Origin of the sequence: Cellulosimicrobium sp. SL-1 (assembly GCF_011033075.1) — a bacterium.
GTDB classification, from domain to species: Bacteria; Actinomycetota; Actinomycetes; order Actinomycetales; family Cellulomonadaceae; genus Cellulosimicrobium; species Cellulosimicrobium funkei.
On record NZ_JAACJC010000010.1, the window covers coordinates 177,715 to 196,926 of the forward strand.

Annotated in this window: 20 protein-coding genes; 1 reads left to right on the plus strand and 19 read right to left on the minus strand. The window is 75.5% G+C overall.

Annotation, left to right across the window (positions count from 1 at the left end; all coding sequences use genetic code 11):
- Nucleotides 1-300 precede the first annotated feature (300 nt).
- On the plus strand, nucleotides 301-990 hold the full coding sequence (locus GWJ10_RS16250) for a M23 family metallopeptidase (RefSeq protein WP_241005861.1): 690 nt from the start codon (nucleotides 301-303) through the stop codon (nucleotides 988-990).
- A gap of 61 nt (nucleotides 991-1,051) precedes the next feature.
- On the opposite strand, the gene GWJ10_RS16255 is transcribed toward GWJ10_RS16250, so the two are convergent.
- The 19 genes from GWJ10_RS16255 to GWJ10_RS16345 all read right to left on the minus strand — a co-directional run bounded on the left by GWJ10_RS16255 (nucleotide 1,052) and on the right by GWJ10_RS16345 (nucleotide 19,151).
- Nucleotides 1,052-1,948 carry a tyrosine-type recombinase/integrase gene (locus tag GWJ10_RS16255; RefSeq protein ID WP_163188604.1) on the minus strand — a complete coding sequence of 299 codons (897 nt, stop codon included), beginning with the start codon at nucleotides 1,946-1,948 and terminating at the stop codon, nucleotides 1,052-1,054.
- A gap of 231 nt (nucleotides 1,949-2,179) precedes the next feature.
- Entirely contained in the window at nucleotides 2,180-3,559 is a 1,380-nt protein-coding gene (dprA, locus tag GWJ10_RS16260) for a DNA-processing protein DprA (protein WP_163188528.1), read from the minus strand.
- 25 nt (nucleotides 3,560-3,584) lie between these two features.
- Nucleotides 3,585-5,123 (minus strand): YifB family Mg chelatase-like AAA ATPase, encoded by a 1,539-nt coding sequence (locus GWJ10_RS16265; protein WP_061268931.1) that lies wholly within the window; start codon nucleotides 5,121-5,123, stop codon nucleotides 3,585-3,587.
- Nucleotides 5,123-5,482 carry a YraN family protein gene (locus tag GWJ10_RS16270; RefSeq protein ID WP_061268930.1) on the minus strand — a complete coding sequence of 120 codons (360 nt, stop codon included), beginning with the start codon at nucleotides 5,480-5,482 and terminating at the stop codon, nucleotides 5,123-5,125. The genes GWJ10_RS16265 and GWJ10_RS16270 overlap by 1 nt, the downstream gene beginning before the upstream one ends.
- Nucleotides 5,483-5,595: 113 nt before the next feature.
- Complete coding sequence (locus GWJ10_RS16275) at nucleotides 5,596-5,895, minus strand: DUF2469 domain-containing protein (protein ID WP_024840525.1); 300 nt, start codon at nucleotides 5,893-5,895, stop codon at nucleotides 5,596-5,598.
- A 50-nt stretch (nucleotides 5,896-5,945) separates the two neighbouring features.
- A complete protein-coding gene (locus GWJ10_RS16280; RefSeq protein ID WP_082774742.1) occupies nucleotides 5,946-6,680 on the minus strand; it encodes a ribonuclease HII in 735 nt (244 codons plus the stop codon).
- A 92-nt stretch (nucleotides 6,681-6,772) separates the two neighbouring features.
- A complete protein-coding gene (gene lepB / locus GWJ10_RS16285) occupies nucleotides 6,773-7,588 on the minus strand; it encodes a signal peptidase I (protein WP_241005862.1) in 816 nt (271 codons plus the stop codon).
- 143 nt (nucleotides 7,589-7,731) lie between these two features.
- Nucleotides 7,732-8,091, minus strand: a complete 360-nt coding sequence (rplS, locus tag GWJ10_RS16290; protein ID WP_021483307.1) for a 50S ribosomal protein L19 — start codon at nucleotides 8,089-8,091, stop codon at nucleotides 7,732-7,734.
- Nucleotides 8,092-8,364: 273 nt separating this feature from the next.
- Nucleotides 8,365-9,183, minus strand: coding sequence for a tRNA (guanosine(37)-N1)-methyltransferase TrmD (trmD, locus tag GWJ10_RS16295; protein WP_163188530.1), 819 nt, complete (start codon nucleotides 9,181-9,183; stop codon nucleotides 8,365-8,367).
- A 1-nt stretch (nucleotide 9,184) separates the two neighbouring features.
- Nucleotides 9,185-9,775, minus strand: a complete 591-nt coding sequence (gene rimM, locus GWJ10_RS16300) for a ribosome maturation factor RimM (protein WP_163188532.1) — start codon at nucleotides 9,773-9,775, stop codon at nucleotides 9,185-9,187.
- Between the two features lie 135 nt (nucleotides 9,776-9,910).
- Nucleotides 9,911-10,150 carry an RNA-binding protein gene (locus GWJ10_RS16305; RefSeq protein ID WP_061268928.1) on the minus strand — a complete coding sequence of 80 codons (240 nt, stop codon included), beginning with the start codon at nucleotides 10,148-10,150 and terminating at the stop codon, nucleotides 9,911-9,913.
- Entirely contained in the window at nucleotides 10,150-10,587 is a 438-nt protein-coding gene (rpsP, locus tag GWJ10_RS16310; RefSeq protein ID WP_021482888.1) for a 30S ribosomal protein S16, read from the minus strand. The genes GWJ10_RS16305 and rpsP overlap by 1 nt, the downstream gene beginning before the upstream one ends.
- A 179-nt stretch (nucleotides 10,588-10,766) precedes the next feature.
- Complete coding sequence (locus GWJ10_RS16315) at nucleotides 10,767-11,888, minus strand: amidohydrolase family protein (protein WP_163188534.1); 1,122 nt, start codon at nucleotides 11,886-11,888, stop codon at nucleotides 10,767-10,769.
- A gap of 149 nt (nucleotides 11,889-12,037) precedes the next feature.
- Nucleotides 12,038-13,651 (minus strand): signal recognition particle protein, encoded by a 1,614-nt coding sequence (ffh, locus tag GWJ10_RS16320; RefSeq protein ID WP_034652454.1) that lies wholly within the window; start codon nucleotides 13,649-13,651, stop codon nucleotides 12,038-12,040.
- Nucleotides 13,652-13,762: 111 nt separating this feature from the next.
- Nucleotides 13,763-15,610: a [protein-PII] uridylyltransferase gene (locus tag GWJ10_RS16325; protein ID WP_163188536.1), complete on the minus strand. Its 1,848-nt coding sequence runs from the start codon at nucleotides 15,608-15,610 to the stop codon at nucleotides 13,763-13,765.
- A 16-nt stretch (nucleotides 15,611-15,626) separates the two neighbouring features.
- The gene (locus GWJ10_RS16330) at nucleotides 15,627-15,965 is read right to left on the minus strand and encodes a P-II family nitrogen regulator (protein ID WP_021483028.1); all 339 of its coding nucleotides are present in this window, start codon (nucleotides 15,963-15,965) and stop codon (nucleotides 15,627-15,629) included.
- Nucleotides 15,962-17,275 carry an ammonium transporter gene (locus GWJ10_RS16335; RefSeq protein ID WP_021483029.1) on the minus strand — a complete coding sequence of 438 codons (1,314 nt, stop codon included), beginning with the start codon at nucleotides 17,273-17,275 and terminating at the stop codon, nucleotides 15,962-15,964. The genes GWJ10_RS16330 and GWJ10_RS16335 overlap by 4 nt, the downstream gene beginning before the upstream one ends.
- 281 nt (nucleotides 17,276-17,556) lie before the next feature.
- Nucleotides 17,557-18,738, minus strand: coding sequence for a signal recognition particle-docking protein FtsY (ftsY, locus tag GWJ10_RS16340; protein WP_061268923.1), 1,182 nt, complete (start codon nucleotides 18,736-18,738; stop codon nucleotides 17,557-17,559).
- Nucleotides 18,739-18,767: 29 nt separating this feature from the next.
- Nucleotides 18,768-19,151, minus strand: coding sequence for a hypothetical protein (locus tag GWJ10_RS16345; protein ID WP_055725692.1), 384 nt, complete (start codon nucleotides 19,149-19,151; stop codon nucleotides 18,768-18,770).
- Between the last annotated feature and the right edge of the window lie 61 nt (nucleotides 19,152-19,212).

Genomic DNA, 19,212 nt, shown 5'->3' on the forward strand with positions numbered 1-19,212 from the left:
GCCGACGCCTGCGACGCACCGTGGACGGTGCGAGCAGGACCGACGCCGGACGCGGCCCCACCCCGACCCGGACGAACCGGGAGACGAGGGCGAGGACGTGACGCGCGAAGTCGACCGGCTCCGTCCTCGGCCGAGGTGGTCCCTCGGGCCGGGCACGGCGAACGCGCCGGTCGCAGCGGCAAGTCTACCCGACGGCAGGGCCGACCACAGCCGCCGTCGTGCGCCGTCGCGCGGGCCGCTCGTCCACAGCCGAGCCCGACGCGTCCGCGCCCGTCGGCGTGACTCCGGCACCCTGACCCCGTGACCCTCGACCGCGCTCGTCTCCCGTCCGCTCACCCGCCCGCCCGCCGTGCGGTCCGTCTCGCCGACGGGCCGTCCGGCCGCACGACCGATCACCTGCCCGGGCACCCGGCCGTCGGGCAGTCTGGCGGCACGACCATGCGTCCTGCCCGGTTCCGCGGCGCCGTCCTCGTGCTCGGCGCGCTCGTGGTCCTCGCCGCACCCGTGGCAGGAGCGGCGTCGACTCCCGGGCCTGGGCAGGGAGCCGCGTCGCGCGGGTGGGTTCCCCCGCTCGACCGGGAGGTCGCCGACCTGGACGTGCTCGCGCCGTTCGACCCGCCGGAGCACGACTGGCTGCCGGGGCACCGGGGCGTCGACCTCGCGGCCGCCCCCGCGGAGACCGTCCGCTCCCCTGCCCCCGGCGTGGTCTCGTTCACCGGGCCCGTCGCGGGGCGCGACGTGGTCGTCGTCCTGCACGACGACGGGCTGCGCACCTCCCTCGAGCCCGTGACGGCGTCGGTCGGGCGCGGCGAGCGCGTGACGTCCGGGTCCGTGCTCGGCACGGTGCAGGCCGCGGAGAGCGCCGCGGGGAGCCACTGCGCCGCCACGTGCGTGCACTGGGGCGTGCGACGCGGCGAGCGCTACCTCGACCCGCTGGCTCTCCTCGGCGACCGGCCGCCGATCGTGCTGCTTCCCCTCGGGGAGGCCTGACCGCGCGGGCCGCGGCGGGTCACGGCGGACCACGGCGGACCACGGCGGACCACGGCCAGCGTCAGGCGCGCGGGAACGCCTGCTCGAACGAGGTGCGCAGCCGCTCCGCGGTCACGTGCGTGTAGCGCTGCGTCGTCGCGAGCGAGGAGTGCCCGAGGATCTCCTGCACGCTGCGCAGGTCCGAGCCCCCGGCGAGGAGGTGCGTGGCGGCGCTGTGCCGCAGGTCGTGGGGGGCGACGTCGTCGACGCCCGCCGCCGCGGCGAGGCGGTGCACCGCCTCGCGGACCTGCCGCTGCCCCCAGCGTCCCCCGCGGTCGCCCAGCAGGAGCGCGGGGGACGAGCGCGCGGTGACGAGGGCGGGCCGTCCCACGTCGAGCCAGCGGGTCACCGCCCGCGCCGCCGGCACGCCGAACGGCACGACGCGCTCCTTGTCGCCCTTCCCGAGCACCCGGACCACGCGCTGCGCGAGGTCCACGTCGTCGACGTCGACCCCCGCGAGCTCGCCGACGCGGATCCCGGCCCCGTAGAGGAGCTCGACGGCGGCCCACTCGCGCAACCGGGCCGGCTCACCCTCGACGGCGGCCTCGCGCGCGGCGTCGAGCAGGCGCGCCGCCGCGTCGACCGCGAGGACGGTCGGCAGGGTGCGGGGCACGCGCGGGCTCGCGAGCCGCGCCGCCGGGTCGGAGTCGACACGCCCCGTGCGCCGCGCCCAGTCGAAGAACGCGCGCGCCGCCGCGCCGCGTCGGGCGAGGGTCGCCCGGGCCAACCCGCGCTCCGACTGCGTCGTGAGCCACGCACGCAGCGCGGCGAGGTCGACGTCGCGCGGGGCCGCCGCGCCGTGGCGGACGGCGTGCCGCAGCAACGACTCGACGTCGCCGGTGTAGGCGCGGACCGTGTGCGCCGACGTCCCCTGTGCCACCTCGAGGTGGACCTCGAAGTCCGCGAGCGCCGCACGCATCGCCTCGGGCAGCGCGACGGCGGGTTCCGCGACGCGCTCGTCCGCGGGGTGCTCCTCGGAGGTGTCTGCTCGTGTCACGCCCCCAGTCTCGCGCGCGGCGAGCCCTGGCCCGGGGAGGCGCTCCGCTCTGCTCGCCGCTCAGGGCCCACGCACGCTCAGCGCACCTCGCACGGCTCATGACTCATGACTCATGACTCACGCATGCTCAGCACATCCCGCACCGCTCCCGACTTAGGGCTCACGCACGCGCCGCCAGCCGACGGGCGCCCGCTCGGCGAGCCCTCGGGCCTCGAGCCTTCCGAGCGCACCGACCACGTCCGCCACGGCAAGACCTGCGGCGCGGGCCATCGCCTCGGTCGAGGCTCCCGCACGCAGCGGGAGCGCGTCCCACGTGCGCGTCTCGACGGGGTCCAGGTCGTCGTACGGGGCGTCGTGGGGTGCTCGCCACGAGGTCGCGGCCGGCGCGGCGGGCGCCGCGTCCCGCGCGAGGTCGCCCGCGAGCTCGACGACCTCGTCCGCGTCGGTGACGCACACCGCCACGCCGTCGCGCAGCAGCCGGTGGCACCCGGTCGACGCCATCGACGTCACGGGGCCCGGCACGGCACCGACCGGCCGGGAGAGCTCCGCGGCGCGCGACGCCGTGCTCAGCGAGCCCGAGCGCCAGGCCGCCTCGACGACGACCGTCGCCCGCGCGAACGCCGCGATGAGCCGGTTGCGCAGCAGGAACCGCACCCGGCTCGGGACGGACCCGGGCGGGACCTCCGAGACGACCGCGCCGCCCGACTCGACGACCGAGCGGAGCAGCTCGACGTTCCCGGCCGGGTAGAACCGGTCCACGCCCCCCGCGAGGAACGCGACCGTCGGTCCACCCGAGAGGATCGCCGCCCGGTGCGCCGCCGCGTCGATCCCGTACGCGCCTCCGGACACGACGGTGAACCCTCGCGCCGCGAGGCCCGCTGCGATCTCGCCCGTCACGCGGCGGCCGTAGTCGGTGCAGGCGCGGGCGCCGACCACCGCGACCGAGCGCGCCGCGAGGTCCTGCACCGCTGCGCTCCCCCGCACCCACAGCGCGAGCGGGCGGACGGGCCCGAGGTCGTCGAGGCCGGACGGCCACCGGTCGTCGCCCGGCACGACGAGCGTGCCGCCGAGGCGCTCGAGCACGCGCAGCTCACGGCGCGGGTCCAGCCCGTCGAGGCGGGGAGCCCAGCGCCCGACGGCCCGCAGGAGCCGCGCCACCGACCGGGCGCGCGGGTCGTGGTCCGTCACGCGTGCGTCGGTCGACCGTCCCACCGCGTCGCGCTCGGCCGCGCGCCGGCCGGCCGACCGTGCCGCCGGGTCGGGCGCGTCCTCGCGGGCGCCGGGAGCAGGACCGACCACGGGGACGCCCGTCGGCCCTTCCTGTGCCGGAGAGGCACCGCCCGGCGCGCCGTCGTCGGCGAGACGGACCAGCGCGCGGCGCGCACCGGCCGGGTCACGCGCCGCCTCGTGGAGCCACTCGAGCGCCGGACCGGCGCCGAGCTGGTCGACGAGCGCGACCGCGACCTGGTCCCCCGGTTCCGCGATGCGCGACCACGCCGCGCGCGCGAGGCGTTCGTCGAGGACGTCGAACACGGGGCGCCCGTCCCCGGACCCGCGCTCAGGCACGGTAGCCCCGCGTGCGCAGCGCGAGCCCGGTCCCGACGTCCGCCCTCGTGGGCGCGGCGCGCCCGGCGAGGTCGGCGACGGTCCAGGCGAGGCGCAGGACGCGGTCCGCGCCGCGCAGGCTGAGCGTGCCGCGGTCGAGCGCGCGGTCCACGTCGGCCAGGAGGCCCGCGTCGGGGCCGAGCCGCTCGCGCAGCCACGTGCCGGGCACCTCGCCGTTCGTGCGCCACGGCGTGCCGGCGAGCCGGGACGCGGCCGCCTCCCGGGCCGCGGCGACCCGGGCCGCGACGACCGCGCTCGGCTCCGGGGCGGCGGCCCTCGCGCGCTCGACCCGCGTCACCGGCCGGACCTCGACCTGCACGTCCACCCGGTCGAGGAGCGGGCCGGAGAGCCGACCGAAGTACCGTCGCTGCGCCACCGACGAGCACGAGCACTCGAGCCCCTTGCCGACGCCCTGGCCGCACGGGCACGGGTTGGCGGCGAGCACGAGCTGGAACCGGGCGGGGTAGCGCGCCGTCCCGCCCGCCCGGTGGATGACGAGCTCGCCGTGCTCGAGCGGCTGGCGCAGCGTCTGGAGCACGCGCGCGCCGAACTCGGGCGCCTCGTCGAGGAAGAGCACGCCCCGGTGCGCCCGCGACGCGGCCCCGGGCCGGGGCAGGCCGCTGCCCCCGCCGACGATGGCGGCGGGCGTCGCGGTGTGGTGCGGGTCCTCGTAGGGCGGGCGGTGGACCAGTCCCGCGCCCGGGTCGAACACCCCGGCCACGGAGTGGACGGCGGTGACCTCGACCGCCTCGCTCTCCGTGAGGTCCGGCAGGATCCCGGGGAGCCGTGAGGCGAGCATCGTCTTGCCCGCGCCCGGAGCCCCGACGAGGAGCAGGTGGTGGCCGCCCGCGGCGGCCACCTCGAGCGCGTGCCGCGCCTCGTCCTGCCCGACGACCTCCGCGAGGTCCCCGGGGCGGGCCACGGGCACGACGGGGCGCGGGACCACGACCGGCGCGGCCGCCTCGTCAGCGCCCTCGAGCGACGCGCCGTGGAGCCGCGCGACGTCCGCGAGGCTCGCCGCCCCGACCACCCGGGCCCCGGGCACGAGGCGCGCCTCCGCCACGTCGGCCGCCGGCACCACGACGTCCGGGAACCCCGCCGCGACCGCGGCCGCCACGGCCGGCAGGACGCCGCGCACGGGCTGGAGCCGACCGTCGAGGCCCAGCTCGCCGAGGTGCACGACGCCGTCCGCCGCGCCCGCGGGCAGCACCTGGGCACCGGCGAGCAGCGCGACGGCGATCGCGACGTCGAAACCCGTCCCGGACTTGGGCAGCGCCGCCGGCGAGAGGTTGATCGTGACCTTGCGCTGGGGCCACGCGATGCCCGACGACGTCACGGCCGCGCGCACACGGTCGCGCGACTCGCTGAGCGCGGTGTCCGGCAGCCCGACGAGGACGAAGCCGGGGACGGACGCCGCGAGGTGAGCCTGCACCTCGACGACGTGACCGGAGAGCCCGACGAGCGCGACGGCGCGAGTGGTCCCGAGCCCCATCAGGCGCTCACCCCGACGAGATGCTCGACCCGTGCCGCACCGGCGCGCGCCACGAGGACCGCGACGACGTCGATGCGAACCGACCGGGCGCGGACGTCGTGCGTCGCGAGCCACTCCCCCGTGAGCCGGCGCAGACGGCCGAGCTTCGCGGGCGTGACGGCCTGCGCCGGGTGCCCGAACCCCGTGCCGCGCCGGGTCTTGACCTCGACGGCCACGAGCACGTCGCCGTCGAGCGCGACGACGTCGAGCTCGCCGCGCGTCCCGCGCCAGTTGCGGTCGAGGAGCGTCCAGCCCGCCTCGACCAGGTGGGCCGCGGCCACCCTCTCCCCGTACCGCCCGACGGCGTCGTTCGCTCCCATGGGCTCACCTCCGCGGCCCACCGTGGGGCACGGCGCGGGAGCGGCGCCAGGGGCGCCGGGCGGCCTGTGGGACCGCCGTCAGGCAGCGGTCCTGTGCACGGCCACGAAGGGCGTCAGAGCTGGAGCTCGGCCTTCGCGAGCTCCTCGACGTTGACGTCCTTGAACGTCACGACGCGCACCGACTTCACGAACCGCGCGGAGCGGTACACGTCCCAGACCCACGCGTCGGCGAGCCGCAGCTCGAAGTAGACCTCACCGGCGGCGGAACGCACCTGGAGGTCGACCTGGTTCGCCAGGTAGAAGCGGCGTTCGGTCTCCACGACGTACGAGAACAGGCCCACCACGTCGCGGTACTCGCGGTACAGCGCGAGCTCCATCTCGGTCTCGTAGTTCTCCAGGTCTTCGGCGCTCACGGCTCCATCATGGACCATCGGCGGCCGCCGGACCGGACGGAGGACCCCGGTCAGCTCGTCGGCAGCCCGGCCTCGGGGTCGAGCTCGAGCACGTCGACCGGGTCGCCGTACGCCGGGACGCCGATGCCCTCGTCACCGCGCTCGGGCAGTCGCCAGGACCGCCGGTGCTGCGGCGTCGGGCCGTGCTCGCGCAGGGCCTCGACGTGCGCCGCCGCCCCGTAGCCCTTGTTCTGGTCCCACCCGAAGGCGGGGTACTGGCGCGCCAGGCTCGTCATGAGGCCGTCGCGCTCCGTCTTCGCGAGCACGCTCGCGGCGGCGACCGACGCGCACTGCAGGTCCGCCTTGACGAGCGTGCGCACGCGCGGGTCGACGAGACGGACGTCGTCGTGCGGGTCCAGGTCGAACGCCTCGAAGAGATCTACCGCCGAGGGGCGGCTCAGCCAGTCGTGCTTGCCGTCGAGCAGGACCGCGTCGACGTCGCCGACCGTCCGGCGCACCTGGGCGAGCGCACGGCGGCCCGCGAGCCGCAGCGCGCCCACGATCCCGTGCGCGTCGATCTCGGCCGGACCCGCGTGGCCCACCGCCCACGCGACGCACCACGACCGCGCGAGGGGCACGAGCGCCTCGCGCGCTGCCGCGGTGAGGAGCTTGGAGTCCGTGAGCCCGGGCGGGCACGGCTTCGTCGCGAGGTCGACGATCACGACCCCGACCGACACCGGCCCGGCGAGCGCGCCGCGACCGACCTCGTCCATCCCGGCGACGAGGCGGGCGCCGTCGCGCAGCATGGCGCGCTCCTGGCGCAGGTCGGGCCGGCGACGCGCGGGTGCCCGGCGCGCCGGTGCCCGCGCGGGCTCCGGACGCGCGACGGCGTCGAGCGTCACGGCTCCACCTCGGGGACGTCGGCGAACACGTCGCCGGGGTTGCGCAGCAGACCGACGTGCGACAGCGGCCACACCTTGACGAACGCCGTCCCCACGACGTTGCTCATCGGCACGAACCCGCCTCCGGGCTTGCCCTGGTTGTAGCGAGAGTCCGCGGAGTTCTGCCGGTTGTCGCCCATGACGAACAGCATGTCGGCGGGGACCGTGCGGTCGAACGCGTCCTGGCTGGGGATCGACCCCGGCTTGATGTACGTCTCGTCGATCGGCACGTCGTTGACGCTCACGCGGCCCTCCGCGTCGCAGCACACGACGTGGTCGCCCGGCACGCCGATGACGCGCTTGATGAGGTGCTCCCCCGTGTCCTGCGGCAAGAGGCCGACGAACGTCAGCGCCGCACGGACCGCCTCGGACACCGGGCTCTCGTCCTGGGGCTCCTGCGGCGGCAGCCAGCCGCCCGGGTCCTTGAACACGACGATGTCGCCCCGGTGCACGTCGAACGCGCCGGGCACGAGACGGGACACCATCACGCGGTCGCCTTCGACGAGCGTGTCCTCCATCGAGGCGCTCGGGATGAAGAACGCCTGGACGAGGAACGTCTTGATGAGCAGGGACAGCACGAGCGCGCTGACCACGATGATCGCGGTCTCGCGCAGCAGCGACGACCTGCGCGGGCGCTCGCGCGGGGCGACCTCGTCCCCTTCGGCCGCGAGGTGCTGGCCGTGCGGGGGGCGCCCGTCGTCCTCGGGGCCGAGCGCCGCGCGCTCGGTGCCGGCGTCGGGGTGCGGGCCGCGGGGCGGGGCGCTGTCGGTCACGCGTTCACAATGCCACCTCGGGAGGCGATCCGGGAAACGGAACCGGCCCGCGGACAGCGGCCCCGGGGTACGCCGACGGCGGCCGGCCCGGGAGGGACGGCCGCCGTCGGAACGAGCGGAGCGGCGGTGTCGCCGACAGCCGATCAGCGGTTGGGCGCGGTCTCGCGCTTCTCCTTGATCTTCGCCTTCTTGCCGCGCAGCGCGCGCAGGTAGTACAGCTTGGCGCGACGCACGTCACCGCGCGTCACGACCTCGACGGACTCGATGGACGGCGAGTGCACGGGGAACGTGCGCTCGACACCCACGCCGAAGCTGATCTTGCGGACCGTGAACGTCTCGCGGACGCCGCTGCCCTGACGGGCGATGACGACACCCTGGAACGCCTGGACGCGGGAGCGGGTGCCCTCGACGACCTTGACGTTGACCTTGAGCGTGTCACCGGGGCGGAACTCCGGGACGTCGCTGCGCAGCGATGCTGCGTCGACGCTGTCCAGCGTGTGCATGGTGCTTCTCCTCGCCCGCCACAGGTCGGACGCGTGCTCGTGGCCCGGGCAGACCGGGCCGTCGTCGTATCGGTGGGGTGTGCCGTGCTGGGCGTGGACGGTCGTCGACCTCGCGGTCGTCGGGTCCGTCGTGCCAGTCCGCCCGAGGATCGGGCGCGGGCTCCCCTGTGGCAGAGGTCCGGGGCGGCACACACCGATCGACCATTCTGCCACACCCGTCGACCCCGGCGGCAGCCCTCGCGGGTCACGGGCGCGCGCCGGGAGGGTCCCCGCTCAGCCGTCGGCAGGCTCGGTGCGCTCCAGGTGGCCGTCGACGACGCCCCAGCCGGCCCCCGCGAGGACCTCCAGGTCGTGCCGGTCGAGGGCGGCGGCGTCGAGCGCGCGCACCATGTCCGGGCGGCGGCGGGCGGTACGACGCAGGGCCTGGTCTCGGCGCCAGCGCCGGATCCGGGCGTGGTGCCCGGACAGCAGGACGTCGGGCACCTCGAGGTCGCCCCACACGGGCGGCTTCGTGTAGACCGGGTACTCCAGGAGCCCCGCGGCCCCGTGCGACTCCTCGACGAGCGACTCCGGGTTGCCCACGACGCCCGGCAGCAGGCGCCCGACAGCCTCGATCATCACGAGCGCCGCGACCTCGCCGCCGTTGAGCACGTAGTCGCCGATCGAGAGCTCGCTGACGCGCATCCCGGCGGCACGGTAGTGCTCCGCCACGCGCGCGTCGATGCCCTCGTAGCGTCCGCAGGCGACGACGAGGTGCTCCTCCGTCGCGAGCTCCTCGGCGGTGCGCTGGGTGAAGGTCGCGCCCGACGGCGTCGGCACGACCAGGTGCACCGCGCTCGCCTCTCCCGCGACCGCGTCGGTCGACAGGCCGGACACGTCGTCGATCGCCCGCCCCCACACGTCGGGGCGCATGACCATGCCCGCGCCGCCGCCGAACGGCGTGTCGTCGACCGTGCGGTGCCGGTCCGTCGTCCAGTCGCGCAGGTCGTGGACGCGCAGGTCGAGGATCCCGGCCGTGCGGGCCTTGCCGACGAGCGACAGGTCGAGCGCGGCGAGGTAGTCGGGGAAGATCGTGACGACGTCGATCCGCACGTCAGGCCTCGCCGTCGGCGGAGGTGTCCTGCGACCCGAGCTCGGCCGCCGCGTCGCCGGCGCTCGGCGCCGCGACCTCCAGGTGCTCCGCGTCCGACGCGAGCAGCCCGCCGGGCGGGTCGAGCACGACCCGGCCGCCGGCCACGTCGACGACCGGCACGATCTGCCGGACGAAGGGCACGAGCGTGCGGGCGCCGTCCGGCTCGCGCAGCACGAGGACGTCGTGCGCGGGCAGGTGCTCGAGGCCCTCGACGCGGCCCAGCACGCGACCGTCCGTGCCCTCGGCGCGCAGCCCGGCGAGCTCGTGCGGGTACCACGCGTCCTCCTCGTCGGACGCCTCGGCCTCGACGACGAGCTCGACGCCGCGCAGCGCCTCGGCGCCCGTGCGGTCGCGCACGCCCTCGAACCCGACGAGCCAGCGGCCCTGGTGGACGCGCACGGTGGCGACGGTCAGGGGGCCGGCGTCGGCGGGCCGCGTCTCCAGACGCTCGCCCACCGCGAGGCGTTCCTCGGGGTCGTCGGTGCGCAGGTCGAGGGCGACCTCGCCCCGCAGCCCGTGCGCCTTGCCGACGCGCGCGACGGTCAGCTCCATCGTCGTGACTCCTCGTGTGGTGCTGGATGGGACGGTGCGCGCCGGTCCTCCGGCGACGGACGCAGGAAGGCCCGGCCCGCCGGTGGCGGGCCGGGCCTTGCCCGTCGCCCCTCGCGGGGCGTCGTCGTGCGGGCCTCAGCGGCGGTCGACGTCCACGACGTCGACACGGACCGGCCCGTCGGTCGCGAGCGCGCCGATGACCGTGCGCAGGGCACGGGCGGTGCGCCCGCCGCGACCGATGACGCGGCCGAGGTCCTCCGGGTGCACCCGGACCTCGAGCAGGTCACCGCGACGCAGCGTCTTCGTGGCCACGCGGACGTCGTCCGGGTTGTCCACGATGCCGCGCACGAGGTGCTCGAGGGCCTCGGCGATCATCAGGCCTGCTCGTCGGCAGCGGCCTCGTCGGCCGCGTCGGCGGTCTCCTCGGCCGGAGCCTCGGTCTTCTTCTCGGCAGCCTTGGCCTTGACCTTCTCGGCGTCCGCGGCGGCGGCCTCGATGGCGGCGGTCGGGTCGACCTTCTCGCCCTTGACCTTGAGCGTGCCCTCGGCGCCGGGCAGGCCCTTGAACTTCTGCCAGTCGCCGGTGACCTTGAGGAGCGCGAGCACCTGCTCCGTCGGCTGCGCGCCGACGCCGAGCCAGTACTGGGCGCGGTCCGAGGTGATCTCGATGAACGAGGGCTCCTCGGTGGGGTGGTACTTGCCGATCTCCTCGATCACACGACCGTCGCGCTTGGTGCGCGAGTCGGCGACGACGACACGGTAGTACGGCGCACGGATCTTGCCGAGACGCTTCAGACGAATCTTGACGGCCACAGTGGTGGTCTCTCCTGGTTCTGTTTCGGGCGAACCCGCGATCGTCCCGTGGGGACAGGACGAGGAAGGGGTTCAGGACACGGCACGCGCCGGAGAGAGGGGCCGGGGCACGCCGAGTACCGGGACATTGTGCCAGACGGCGGGGGCATCGACCAACCCGCGGGCGGCGCCGGACCGCGTCAGGCGGCGGGCGCGACGATCTCGCCGCGCAGCACGACGGCGGTCGGGGCCCGCAGGACGCCGACGTCCTGGCGCGGGTCCTGCGGGTAGACGACGAAGTCGGCAGACGCACCCTCGACGAGCGACGTGTAGCCGAGGTACTCGCGGCCCTGCCAGCTCGCGGCCGCGACGACGGCGGCGTCGGGGATGCCCGCGGCGACGAGCTCGGCGCACTCGTCGGCGAGGCGGCCGTGCCCGATCGTCCCGCCCGCGTCGGTGCCGACGAGGATCTGGATGCCGGACTCGTACAGCGCCCGGGCCTGCTCGTACCGGCGCTCGTGCAGGCGCCGCATGCGCGCCGCGAACACCGGGTAGCGGGCGTCCGCCTGGCGCGCGATGTTCTCGAACTGCCCGACCTGCAGCAGCGTCGGAGTGACCGCGACGCCCCGCTCGGAGATCTCGTACATGAGGTCGGGGTGGATCCCCGTTCCGTGCTCGATGCCGTCGACGCCCGCGGCGAGGAGCGACGGGATCACCTCGTCGGAGAACGCGTGAACGGTCACACGGGCCGCCTCGGCGTGCGCGGCCGCGACCGCCTCGGCGAGGACGTCGTCGGGCCACAGCGGCCGCAGGTCGCCCTGCGCACCGAGGTCGCGGTCGATCCAGTCCCCCACGATCTTGACCCACCCGTCGCCCTGGCGCGCCTCGCGGCGCACGGCCTCGGGGAGCTGGGCGACGTCGTCGAGCTCGAGCCCGTAGTGGCGCAGGTAGCGCTTGGGCCGGGCGAGGTGGCGCCCCGCCCGCACGAGGCGCGGCAGGTCGCGACGGCCGTGCACCCACCGGGTGTCGAGCGGCGAGCCGGCGTCGCGCACCAGGAGCACCCCGCTGTCCCGGTCCGTCAGCGCCTGCTCCTGCGCGGTCGTCGCGTCGACGGCGCCCTGGGCGCCCAACCCGACGTGGCAGTGCACGTCGACGAGGCCGGGCAGGGCCCAGCCCTCGAGCTCGACCATGTTGGTGCCCTGCGCCGACGGCCGGGTGAGGCTGATCCGCCCGTCCTTGACCCACAGGTCGCCCACCTCGCGGTCGTCGCCGACGATGACGTGGCCGCGGACGTGCAGCGTGGGGCCTTCCAGCGCGGACATGCGGCTCCTGGGTGAGGACGGACGGGACGGGGAGGCGGCCCGGTCGGGGGCGCGGTGCGGCACCGGGCGGTGCCACGGACATAACCTAGCGCCCGGGCGGCTGCGGGTCGCACCCGGGCTCGAGGACGGCCGTCCGGGACGGCCGCGGCTCAGCGGCCGCCGAGCAGCTTCTCGAAGCCGGGCGGGAGCTGGAGGTCGTCCGGCGTCGGGGTGGACGGCGCGTCCGTGCCCCCCACGCCGAACGCGGAGCCCGACGGCGCCGCGGGACCGGTGAGCTCCCCCGCCGCGCGCGCGGCGGCCGCGCGCTCCTGCGCGGCCCGCTTCGCCGGGTTGCCCGACTTGCCCTTGACCTTGCGCTGCGGCGCCTGGCGGCCCCGCGCCTTCTTGCCGCCCATGCCCGGGAGGCTGCCCATGCCCGGCATCCCCGGCATGCCGCCGCCACGGCTCATCTGCCGCATCATCTTCTGCGCGCCCGCGAAGCGCTCGAGGAGCTGGTTCACGTCGCTCGTCGTCACGCCGGAGCCGCGGGCGATGCGCGCGCGCCGCGAGCCGTTGATGATCTTCGGGTTGTCCCGCTCCGCGGGCGTCATCGACCGGATGATGGCCTCGATGCGGTCGACCTCGCGCTCGTCGAAGTTCTCGATGGCCTCGCGCATCTGGCCCATGCCCGGCAGCATGCCGAGCATCTTCTTCATCGAGCCCATGTTCTTCATCTGCTGCATCTGCACCAGGAAGTCCGCGAGCGTGAAGTCCTGCCCCGTGGCGACCTTCTCGGCCATCTTCGCGGCCTGCTCGGCGTCGAACGCCTTCTCGGCCTGCTCGATGAGCGTGAGGACGTCACCCATGTCGAGGATGCGCGACGCCATGCGGTCCGGGTGGAACGCCTCGAAGTCGGTGAGCTTCTCGCCCGTGGACGCGAAGAGGATCGGGCGACCGGTGACCCCGCGGACCGAGAGCGCGGCACCGCCGCGCGCGTCGCCGTCGAGCTTCGTGAGCACGACGCCCGTGAAGTCGACGCCCTCCTCGAAGGCCTTCGCGGTGGCGACGGCGTCCTGACCGATCATCGCGTCGATGACGAACAGGACCTCGTCGGGCTGCACGGCGTCGCGAATGTCCGACGCCTGCTGCATGAGGACGGCGTCCAGGCCGAGGCGGCCCGCGGTGTCGACGATGACGACGTCGTGCTGGCGCTGCCGCGCCGTCTCCACGCCCTCGCGCGCGACGGCGACCGGGTCGCCGATCACATCGTCGACCTCGACGCCGCTCTGGTTGCCGGGGTGCGGCGCGAACACGGGGACGCCGGCCCGCTCGGCGACGACCGAGAGCTGGGTGACGGCGTTCGGGCGCTGCAGGTCGGCGGCGACGAGGAGCGGCGTGTGCCCCTGCTCGCGCAGGTGCAGCGCGAGCTTGCCCGCGAGCGTCGTCTTGCCCGCGCCCTGGAGGCCCGCGAGCATGATGACGGTCGGGGGCGTCTTGGAGAAGCGCAGCCCGCGGCTCTCGCCGCCGAGGATGCCGACGAGCTCCTCGTTGACGATCTTGACGACCTGCTGCGCCGGGTTGAGCGCCCCCGAGACCTCGGCCGAGAGCGCGCGCTCGCGCACGGTCGCGCTGAACTCACGCACGACGGGCACCGCGACGTCGGCGTCGAGCAGCGCGCGCCGGATCTCCCGGATCGTCGCGTCGATGTCCGCCTCGGACAGCCGGCCCTTCGCACGCAGGTTCTTGAAGGTCGAAGTCAGTCGGTCCGACAGCGTGTTGAACACCGCGTCATCCTCACCAGTCGTCGGAAGTCTCGTGCGCGTCGGCCCTCCGTCGTCCCCGCTCCCCGGCAGACGTGGAGCGGACACGGGACGGGCCGTCCGCGAGGGTCCAGCCTACCCGGCGGCGCCCGGTCCCCCCGGCACGGCGCCCAGCGCACGGAGCGTCTCGCCCACGAGGTCGTCCACGAGGCGCGCGCGCCACGCCGTCCACGCGCTCGGGCCGAGCGACGACGCGTCCGCCTCCGTGAGCGCGCGGAGCACCACGAGCAGGTCGGCGCGGTGGTCGACGGCGTCCGCGAGCTCCGCGACCGTCGCCGGGTCGTCGGGGTCCTCGCTCACGGCGAGGCGCGAGAGGGTGAGGTGGTGGCGCACGAGGCGCTCGACGTCGGCCACGACGTCCGGCTCGAAGCCCATGCGGCCGAGGATCGCGGGCACGAGCCGTGCGCCCTCGACGGAGTGGTCGGTGGCGCCGGCCCGCTTGCCGATGTCGTGCAGCACCGCGGAGAGCAGCAGCAGGTCGCTGCGCTCGACCTCCTTGCGGGCGCGCGCGGCGCGCGCCACGACCTCGACGAGGTGCCGGTCGACGGTGTGCCGGTGCACGGCCGCGCGCTGCGGCCGGTTGCGCACGCCCGCCCACTCGGGGATCCACGTCGTGACGACGCCCGCGAGGTCGAGCGCCTCCCACACCGCGACCTGCGCCTGGCCGGACCCGAGCAGGGCGAGGAACGCGGCCCGCGCGGCGCGCGGCCACGGCTCCGGCAGGGCGGGGCAGCGCGCGAGGCTGGCGACGGACACGGGCGAGAGCGTCAGGCCCGTGCGCGCCGCGGTCGCCGCGGCGCGCAACGACAGGAGCGGGTCGGACTCGGGGTGGGCGTCCACGGCGAGCACGAGCTCGCCGTCGTGCTCGACGAGGCCGTCGCCGACCGGCCGCAGCCGTGGCGCCGCGCGGCGTCCCCGCACGAGCACCGGGCGCCGGGCGACCGACGGCCGCTGGAGCGCCTGCCGGGCCCGGCGGACCGTGGTGTCGAGCGCGTAGGAGATCTCGCGGCCCGCCGCGGCGAGGCTCGCGAGCAGCTCGTCGGGGTCGTCGTACCCGGACAGCGCGGCGACCTCGTCGAGGTCGGCGAGCAGGAGGCGGCTCGTGTGCCGGCCCGTGACGACCTGGAGCGTGTCGCGGACGTCGAGCAGGTGAGCGTGCGCCCGGTCGACGGACCCGTGCGGGCGGTCGGTGAGCCACGTCGCCGCGAGCGCCGAGAGCACGACCGCGTCCCGGATGCCGCCGCGCGACTCCTTGAGGTCGGGCTCGATGAGGTAGGCGAGCTCGCCGGACCGCTCGGCGCGCTCGCGCGTCGAGGAGAGCAGGTCGGGCAGGCGGCGGCGCGACGCGGAGCGCCAGTCGGTGAGCACCGCGGACGAGGCGCGGTGCACGACGAGCGCGTCCCCCGCGACCGCCCGCACGTCGAGCCACCCGACGGCGGCGGGGACGTCCTTCGACGCCACCTGGCGGCACTGCGAGAGGGAGCGCACCGCGTGGTCGAGGTCGACGCCCGCGTCCCACAGCGGGTACCAGAGCCGCTCGGCGACGCGTGCGACGTCCTCGGCGGAGTGGGTGCGGCCGTCGTGGACGAGGACGAGGTCGAGGTCGCTCGCGGGGCCCATGTCGCCCCGCCCGAGGCTGCCGACCGCGGCGAGCGCGAGCCCCTCGGGCGCGACGCCGTCGGTCGCGTCGAGCCAGAGGCCCGCGAGCGAGGAGGTGACCAGGTCGACGACGGCGGCGCGGCGCGCGACCCCGCTGCGGCCCGGTCCGCTCATGGACCGCGCGACGTCGAGCATCCGCGCACGCAGGTCCCGCACCCCGTCGGGGTGCGGGACCTGCGTGCCGTGCTCTCCCGGCCCTGCCGGGCGCCCCGCCGATCCCCCTGCGACCCCGCCCGTGGTCGGGGTGTCGGCGTGGTGGGTCATCCGAGGGTCCGTCTCCTCACAGGGCGCCGGGGCCGTGCTCGCCCGTGCGCACCCGGGCGACGTCGTCCACGGTCACCGTCCAGACCTTGCCGTCGCCGATCTTGCCGGTCTGCGCCGCCTTGACGATCACCTCGGTGACCGCGGTGGCGTCGGCGTCGTCGACGAGGACCTCGATGCGGACCTTCGGGACCAGGTCCACCGTGTACTCGGCGCCGCGGTAGACCTCGGTGTGGCCCTTCTGGCGGCCGTACCCGCTGGCCTCGCTGACCGTCATGCCCCGCACGCCCGCGGCCTCGAGCGCCGACTTCACGTCGTCGAGCCGGTGCGGCTGGATGATTCCCGTGACGAGCTTCATGCCCGCACCTCCCTGATGACGCTGCCCTGCTGGATGGACTCGTACGCCGTCTCGCCGTGGACCGCGAGGTCGATGCCGCCGACCTCCGCGTCCTCGCTCACGCGCCAGCCCATCGTGACCTTGAGGATCAGGCCGATGACCGTCGTCGTGATCGCGGTGAAGACGATCGCGACCAGCGCGATGAGCACCTGGACGACGAGCTGCTGCGCGCCGCCCCCGAAGAAGAGGCCCGTGTCGGTCGCGAGGAAGCCGATCGCGACGGTACCCCAGAGGCCGGAGACGAGGTGGACGCCGACGACGTCGAGCGAGTCGTCGTAGCCGAAGCGGTACTTCAGGCCGACCGCGAGCGCGGAGAGCGCGCCGGCGACGAGGCCCAGGACGATCGACGTGACCGGGTTGAGCGCGCCGGCGGCGGGCGTGATCGCCACGAGGCCCGCGACGACGCCGGACGCGGCACCGAGCGACGTGGCGTGACCGTCGCGGATCTTCTCCGTGACGAGCCAGCCGATGATGCCGGCCGCCGTGGCGCTCGTGGTGTTGATCCAGGCGAGGCCGGCCGTCTCGTTCGCGCCGAACGCGGAGCCCGCGTTGAAGCCGAACCAGCCGAACCACAGCAGGGCCGCGCCCAGCATGACGAACGGCAGGTTGTGCGGGCGCATCGGCTCGGTGCCGAAGCCCTTGCGCTTGCCGATGAGGAGCGCGAGCACGAGCGCCGCGACACCGGCGTTGATGTGGACGACGGTGCCGCCCGCGAAGTCGATCGGCGCGACCGTGGCGGCGCCGTCGGTCACCCCGAACACCTTCGCGGCGAGACCGTTCTCGTTGGCCGAGAGGAAGCCGCCGCCCCACACCATGTGGGCGAGCGGGAAGTACGTGACCGTGACCCAGATCGCCGTGAACGCCAGCCACGTGCCGAACTTGACGCGGTCGGCGAGCGCACCCGAGATGAGCGCGACCGTGATGATCGCGAACGTCACCTGGAACGCGATGTCGACCACGTTCGGGTAGTTGCCGAGCGTGCTCGCGACGGCGCTGCCGTCGGCGTCCGTGATCGCCCCCGAGAGACCGAACTGCGCGAACGGGTTGGCGAACAGGCCACCCGTCCCGGCCTCGCCGTAGGACATCGACCAGCCCCACAGCACGTAGACGACGCCCACGACGGCCATCGCGCCGAAGGACATCATCATCATGTTCAGCACGGACTTGGCGCGGACCATGCCGCCGTAGAAGAACGCCAGTCCGGGCGTCATCAGGAGCACGAGGGATGCTGAGGTCAGCATCCACGCGGTCGCCCCGGTGTCCCACTCCATCGGATCATCTCCCCTCGCCGGCCGGGCGGCCGGTCGGGGACTACGGTGGTGCGGGCGGGTTTCCCCGGCGGTGTCGCCGCGTTACGCCGGCGTGACAAGGGCGGCCCGGACGTAAACGTTCGGTTTCGCCGCACCGCGCGGGCGCCCGGAGCCCGTCGCCGCGACCGGGCCGTGATCGCGCCGTGACACGACCGTGACCCGCCGGGCGACCCGGACCGGCACCCGGCCGGGCACCCTGCCGGGCACTGCGGCCGGGCGTCGCACCCGGCCGCGCCCGTGCCTCAGGCGCCGAGGAGCCCGTCGACGAACTGCTCGGGGTCGAACGGGGCGAGGTCGTCGGGCCCCTCCCCCAGGCCGACGAGCTTGACGGGCACGCCCAGCTCGCGCTGGACCGCGACGACGATGCCGCCGCGCGCGGTGCCGTCGAGCTTCGTCAGGACGATGCCCGTGACGCCCGCGACCTCGCCGAAGACGCGTGCCTGGTTGAGGCCGTTCTGCCCCGTCGTCGCGTCGAGCACGAGGAGCACTTCCGACAGCGGGGCCTCCTTGGTGATGACGCGCCGGATCTTGCCCAGCTCGTCCATGAGGCCCTGCTTGTTCTGCAGGCGCCCGGCGGTGTCGACGAGCACGACGTCCGCGCCCTCGGTGCGGCCGCGCCGCACGGCGTCGAACGCGACCGCCGCCGGGTCGGCGCCGTCGCGGTCGGACCGCACGGTCGGGACCCCGACGCGCGAGCCCCAGGTCTCGAGCTGGTCGGCGGCCGCGGCGCGGAACGTGTCCGCCGCGCCCAGCACGACGTTGCGGTCCTCGGCGACGAGCACGCGCGCGAGCTTGCCGACGGTCGTCGTCTTGCCGGTGCCGTTCACGCCGACGACCAGCACGACGGCGGGCACCGTGGACCCGTCCTCGGCGGTGCGCGGGGACGTCGCGAGCGAGCGGTCGAGCGTCGGGTCGACGAGCGCGACGAGCTCGGTGCGCAGGAGGTCGCGCACGCTCGCGGCGTCGCGCACCCCGAGGACGCGGACCTTGGTGCGCAGCGCGTCGATGAGCTCGCCGGCCGGCCCGGCGCCGACGTCCGCGAGGAGGAGGGTCTCCTCGAGCTCGTCCCAGTCGTCCTCGGTGAGGTGGTCCCGCGAGAGGACGGACAGCAGGCGGGCGCCGAGCGGCGACCCGGAGCGCGCGAGGCGCTCGCGCAGCCGGACGAGCCGGCCACCGACCGGCTCCGGGCGCTCGAGCGCGGGCGGGGCGGCGACGTCGGGCTCCGGCGGTGCCTCCACGGTCGCCGTTCCGGGCGGCGCCTCCACGGCGTCCGGCGCGGTCGCGGGGGGCGCGGCAGGGGCCGAAGGCGGGGGTTCGACGAGGTCGCGGCGACCGCGGCGACGGGCCGACACGGTCCCGGCGGTGACGAGGCCGACGACCAGGAGGACGCCGAGGACGATCCAGAGCGGGAGGAGGTCGTTCACCCCGGAAGTCTCTCAGACCGACGCGGTGCTCACGCCTCGGGAGGGCGCTCCCCCGGGTGCAGCGGGCGCACGCGCTCGCGCGCGCGGTGCAGGACGTCGGTGAGCTCCTCGGCGTCGACGTACGCGTTGGACGACACCTGCGTGGCCGTGAAGAAGTCGTCGATGCTCGTGTCCACCGGCCTCGGCATGCGCACGGTCGCGACGTGCTGGCCCGGGTTGTCACCACGGCGGCGACGCCGCCGCAGCCCCGAGCGGAAGTCCCGCCAGAAGGCGCGCATGCCCTGCTCGCCGTCCCGTCGGTCACCCGCCGCACCGGTCGACTGCGCCTCGGCGCGCGCGACGACGCTCGCGAACAGGAACACGACGGCGGCGACGCCGAGCGTGAGCCCCAGCCACACGAACATCCAGACCATGCCCTCCAGTATCCGGGCGCCCGAACGCGTCGCGACCGCAGCCACGCCGGGGCTCGGCGAT

What these genes read in the sequence shown, in the direction of transcription:
- GWJ10_RS16335 (WP_021483029.1), bottom strand. Translation starts at nt 17,275, where the DNA reads ATGGAGTGGGACACCGGGGCGACCGCGTGGATGCTGACCTCAGCATCC.
- GWJ10_RS16265 (WP_061268931.1), bottom strand. Translation starts at nt 5,123, where the DNA reads ATGGGGCTCGGGACCACTCGCGCCGTCGCGCTCGTCGGGCTCTCCGGT.
- GWJ10_RS16255 (WP_163188604.1), bottom strand. Translation starts at nt 1,948, where the DNA reads ATGCGTGCGGCGCTCGCGGACTTCGAGGTCCACCTCGAGGTGGCACAG.
- GWJ10_RS16325 (WP_163188536.1), bottom strand. Translation starts at nt 15,610, where the DNA reads ATGACCCACCACGCCGACACCCCGACCACGGGCGGGGTCGCAGGGGGA.
- GWJ10_RS16280 (WP_082774742.1), bottom strand. Translation starts at nt 6,680, where the DNA reads ATGCTGCGCGACGGCGCCCGCCTCGTCGCCGGGATGGACGAGGTCGGT.
- GWJ10_RS16330 (WP_021483028.1), bottom strand. Translation starts at nt 15,965, where the DNA reads ATGAAGCTCGTCACGGGAATCATCCAGCCGCACCGGCTCGACGACGTG.
- rplS (WP_021483307.1), bottom strand. Translation starts at nt 8,091, where the DNA reads ATGCACACGCTGGACAGCGTCGACGCAGCATCGCTGCGCAGCGACGTC.
- GWJ10_RS16345 (WP_055725692.1), bottom strand. Translation starts at nt 19,151, where the DNA reads ATGGTCTGGATGTTCGTGTGGCTGGGGCTCACGCTCGGCGTCGCCGCC.
- rimM (WP_163188532.1), bottom strand. Translation starts at nt 9,775, where the DNA reads ATGGAGCTGACCGTCGCGCGCGTCGGCAAGGCGCACGGGCTGCGGGGC.
- GWJ10_RS16315 (WP_163188534.1), bottom strand. Translation starts at nt 11,888, where the DNA reads ATGTCCGCGCTGGAAGGCCCCACGCTGCACGTCCGCGGCCACGTCATC.
- GWJ10_RS16305 (WP_061268928.1), bottom strand. Translation starts at nt 10,150, where the DNA reads ATGATCGCCGAGGCCCTCGAGCACCTCGTGCGCGGCATCGTGGACAAC.
- GWJ10_RS16270 (WP_061268930.1), bottom strand. Translation starts at nt 5,482, where the DNA reads ATGGGAGCGAACGACGCCGTCGGGCGGTACGGGGAGAGGGTGGCCGCG.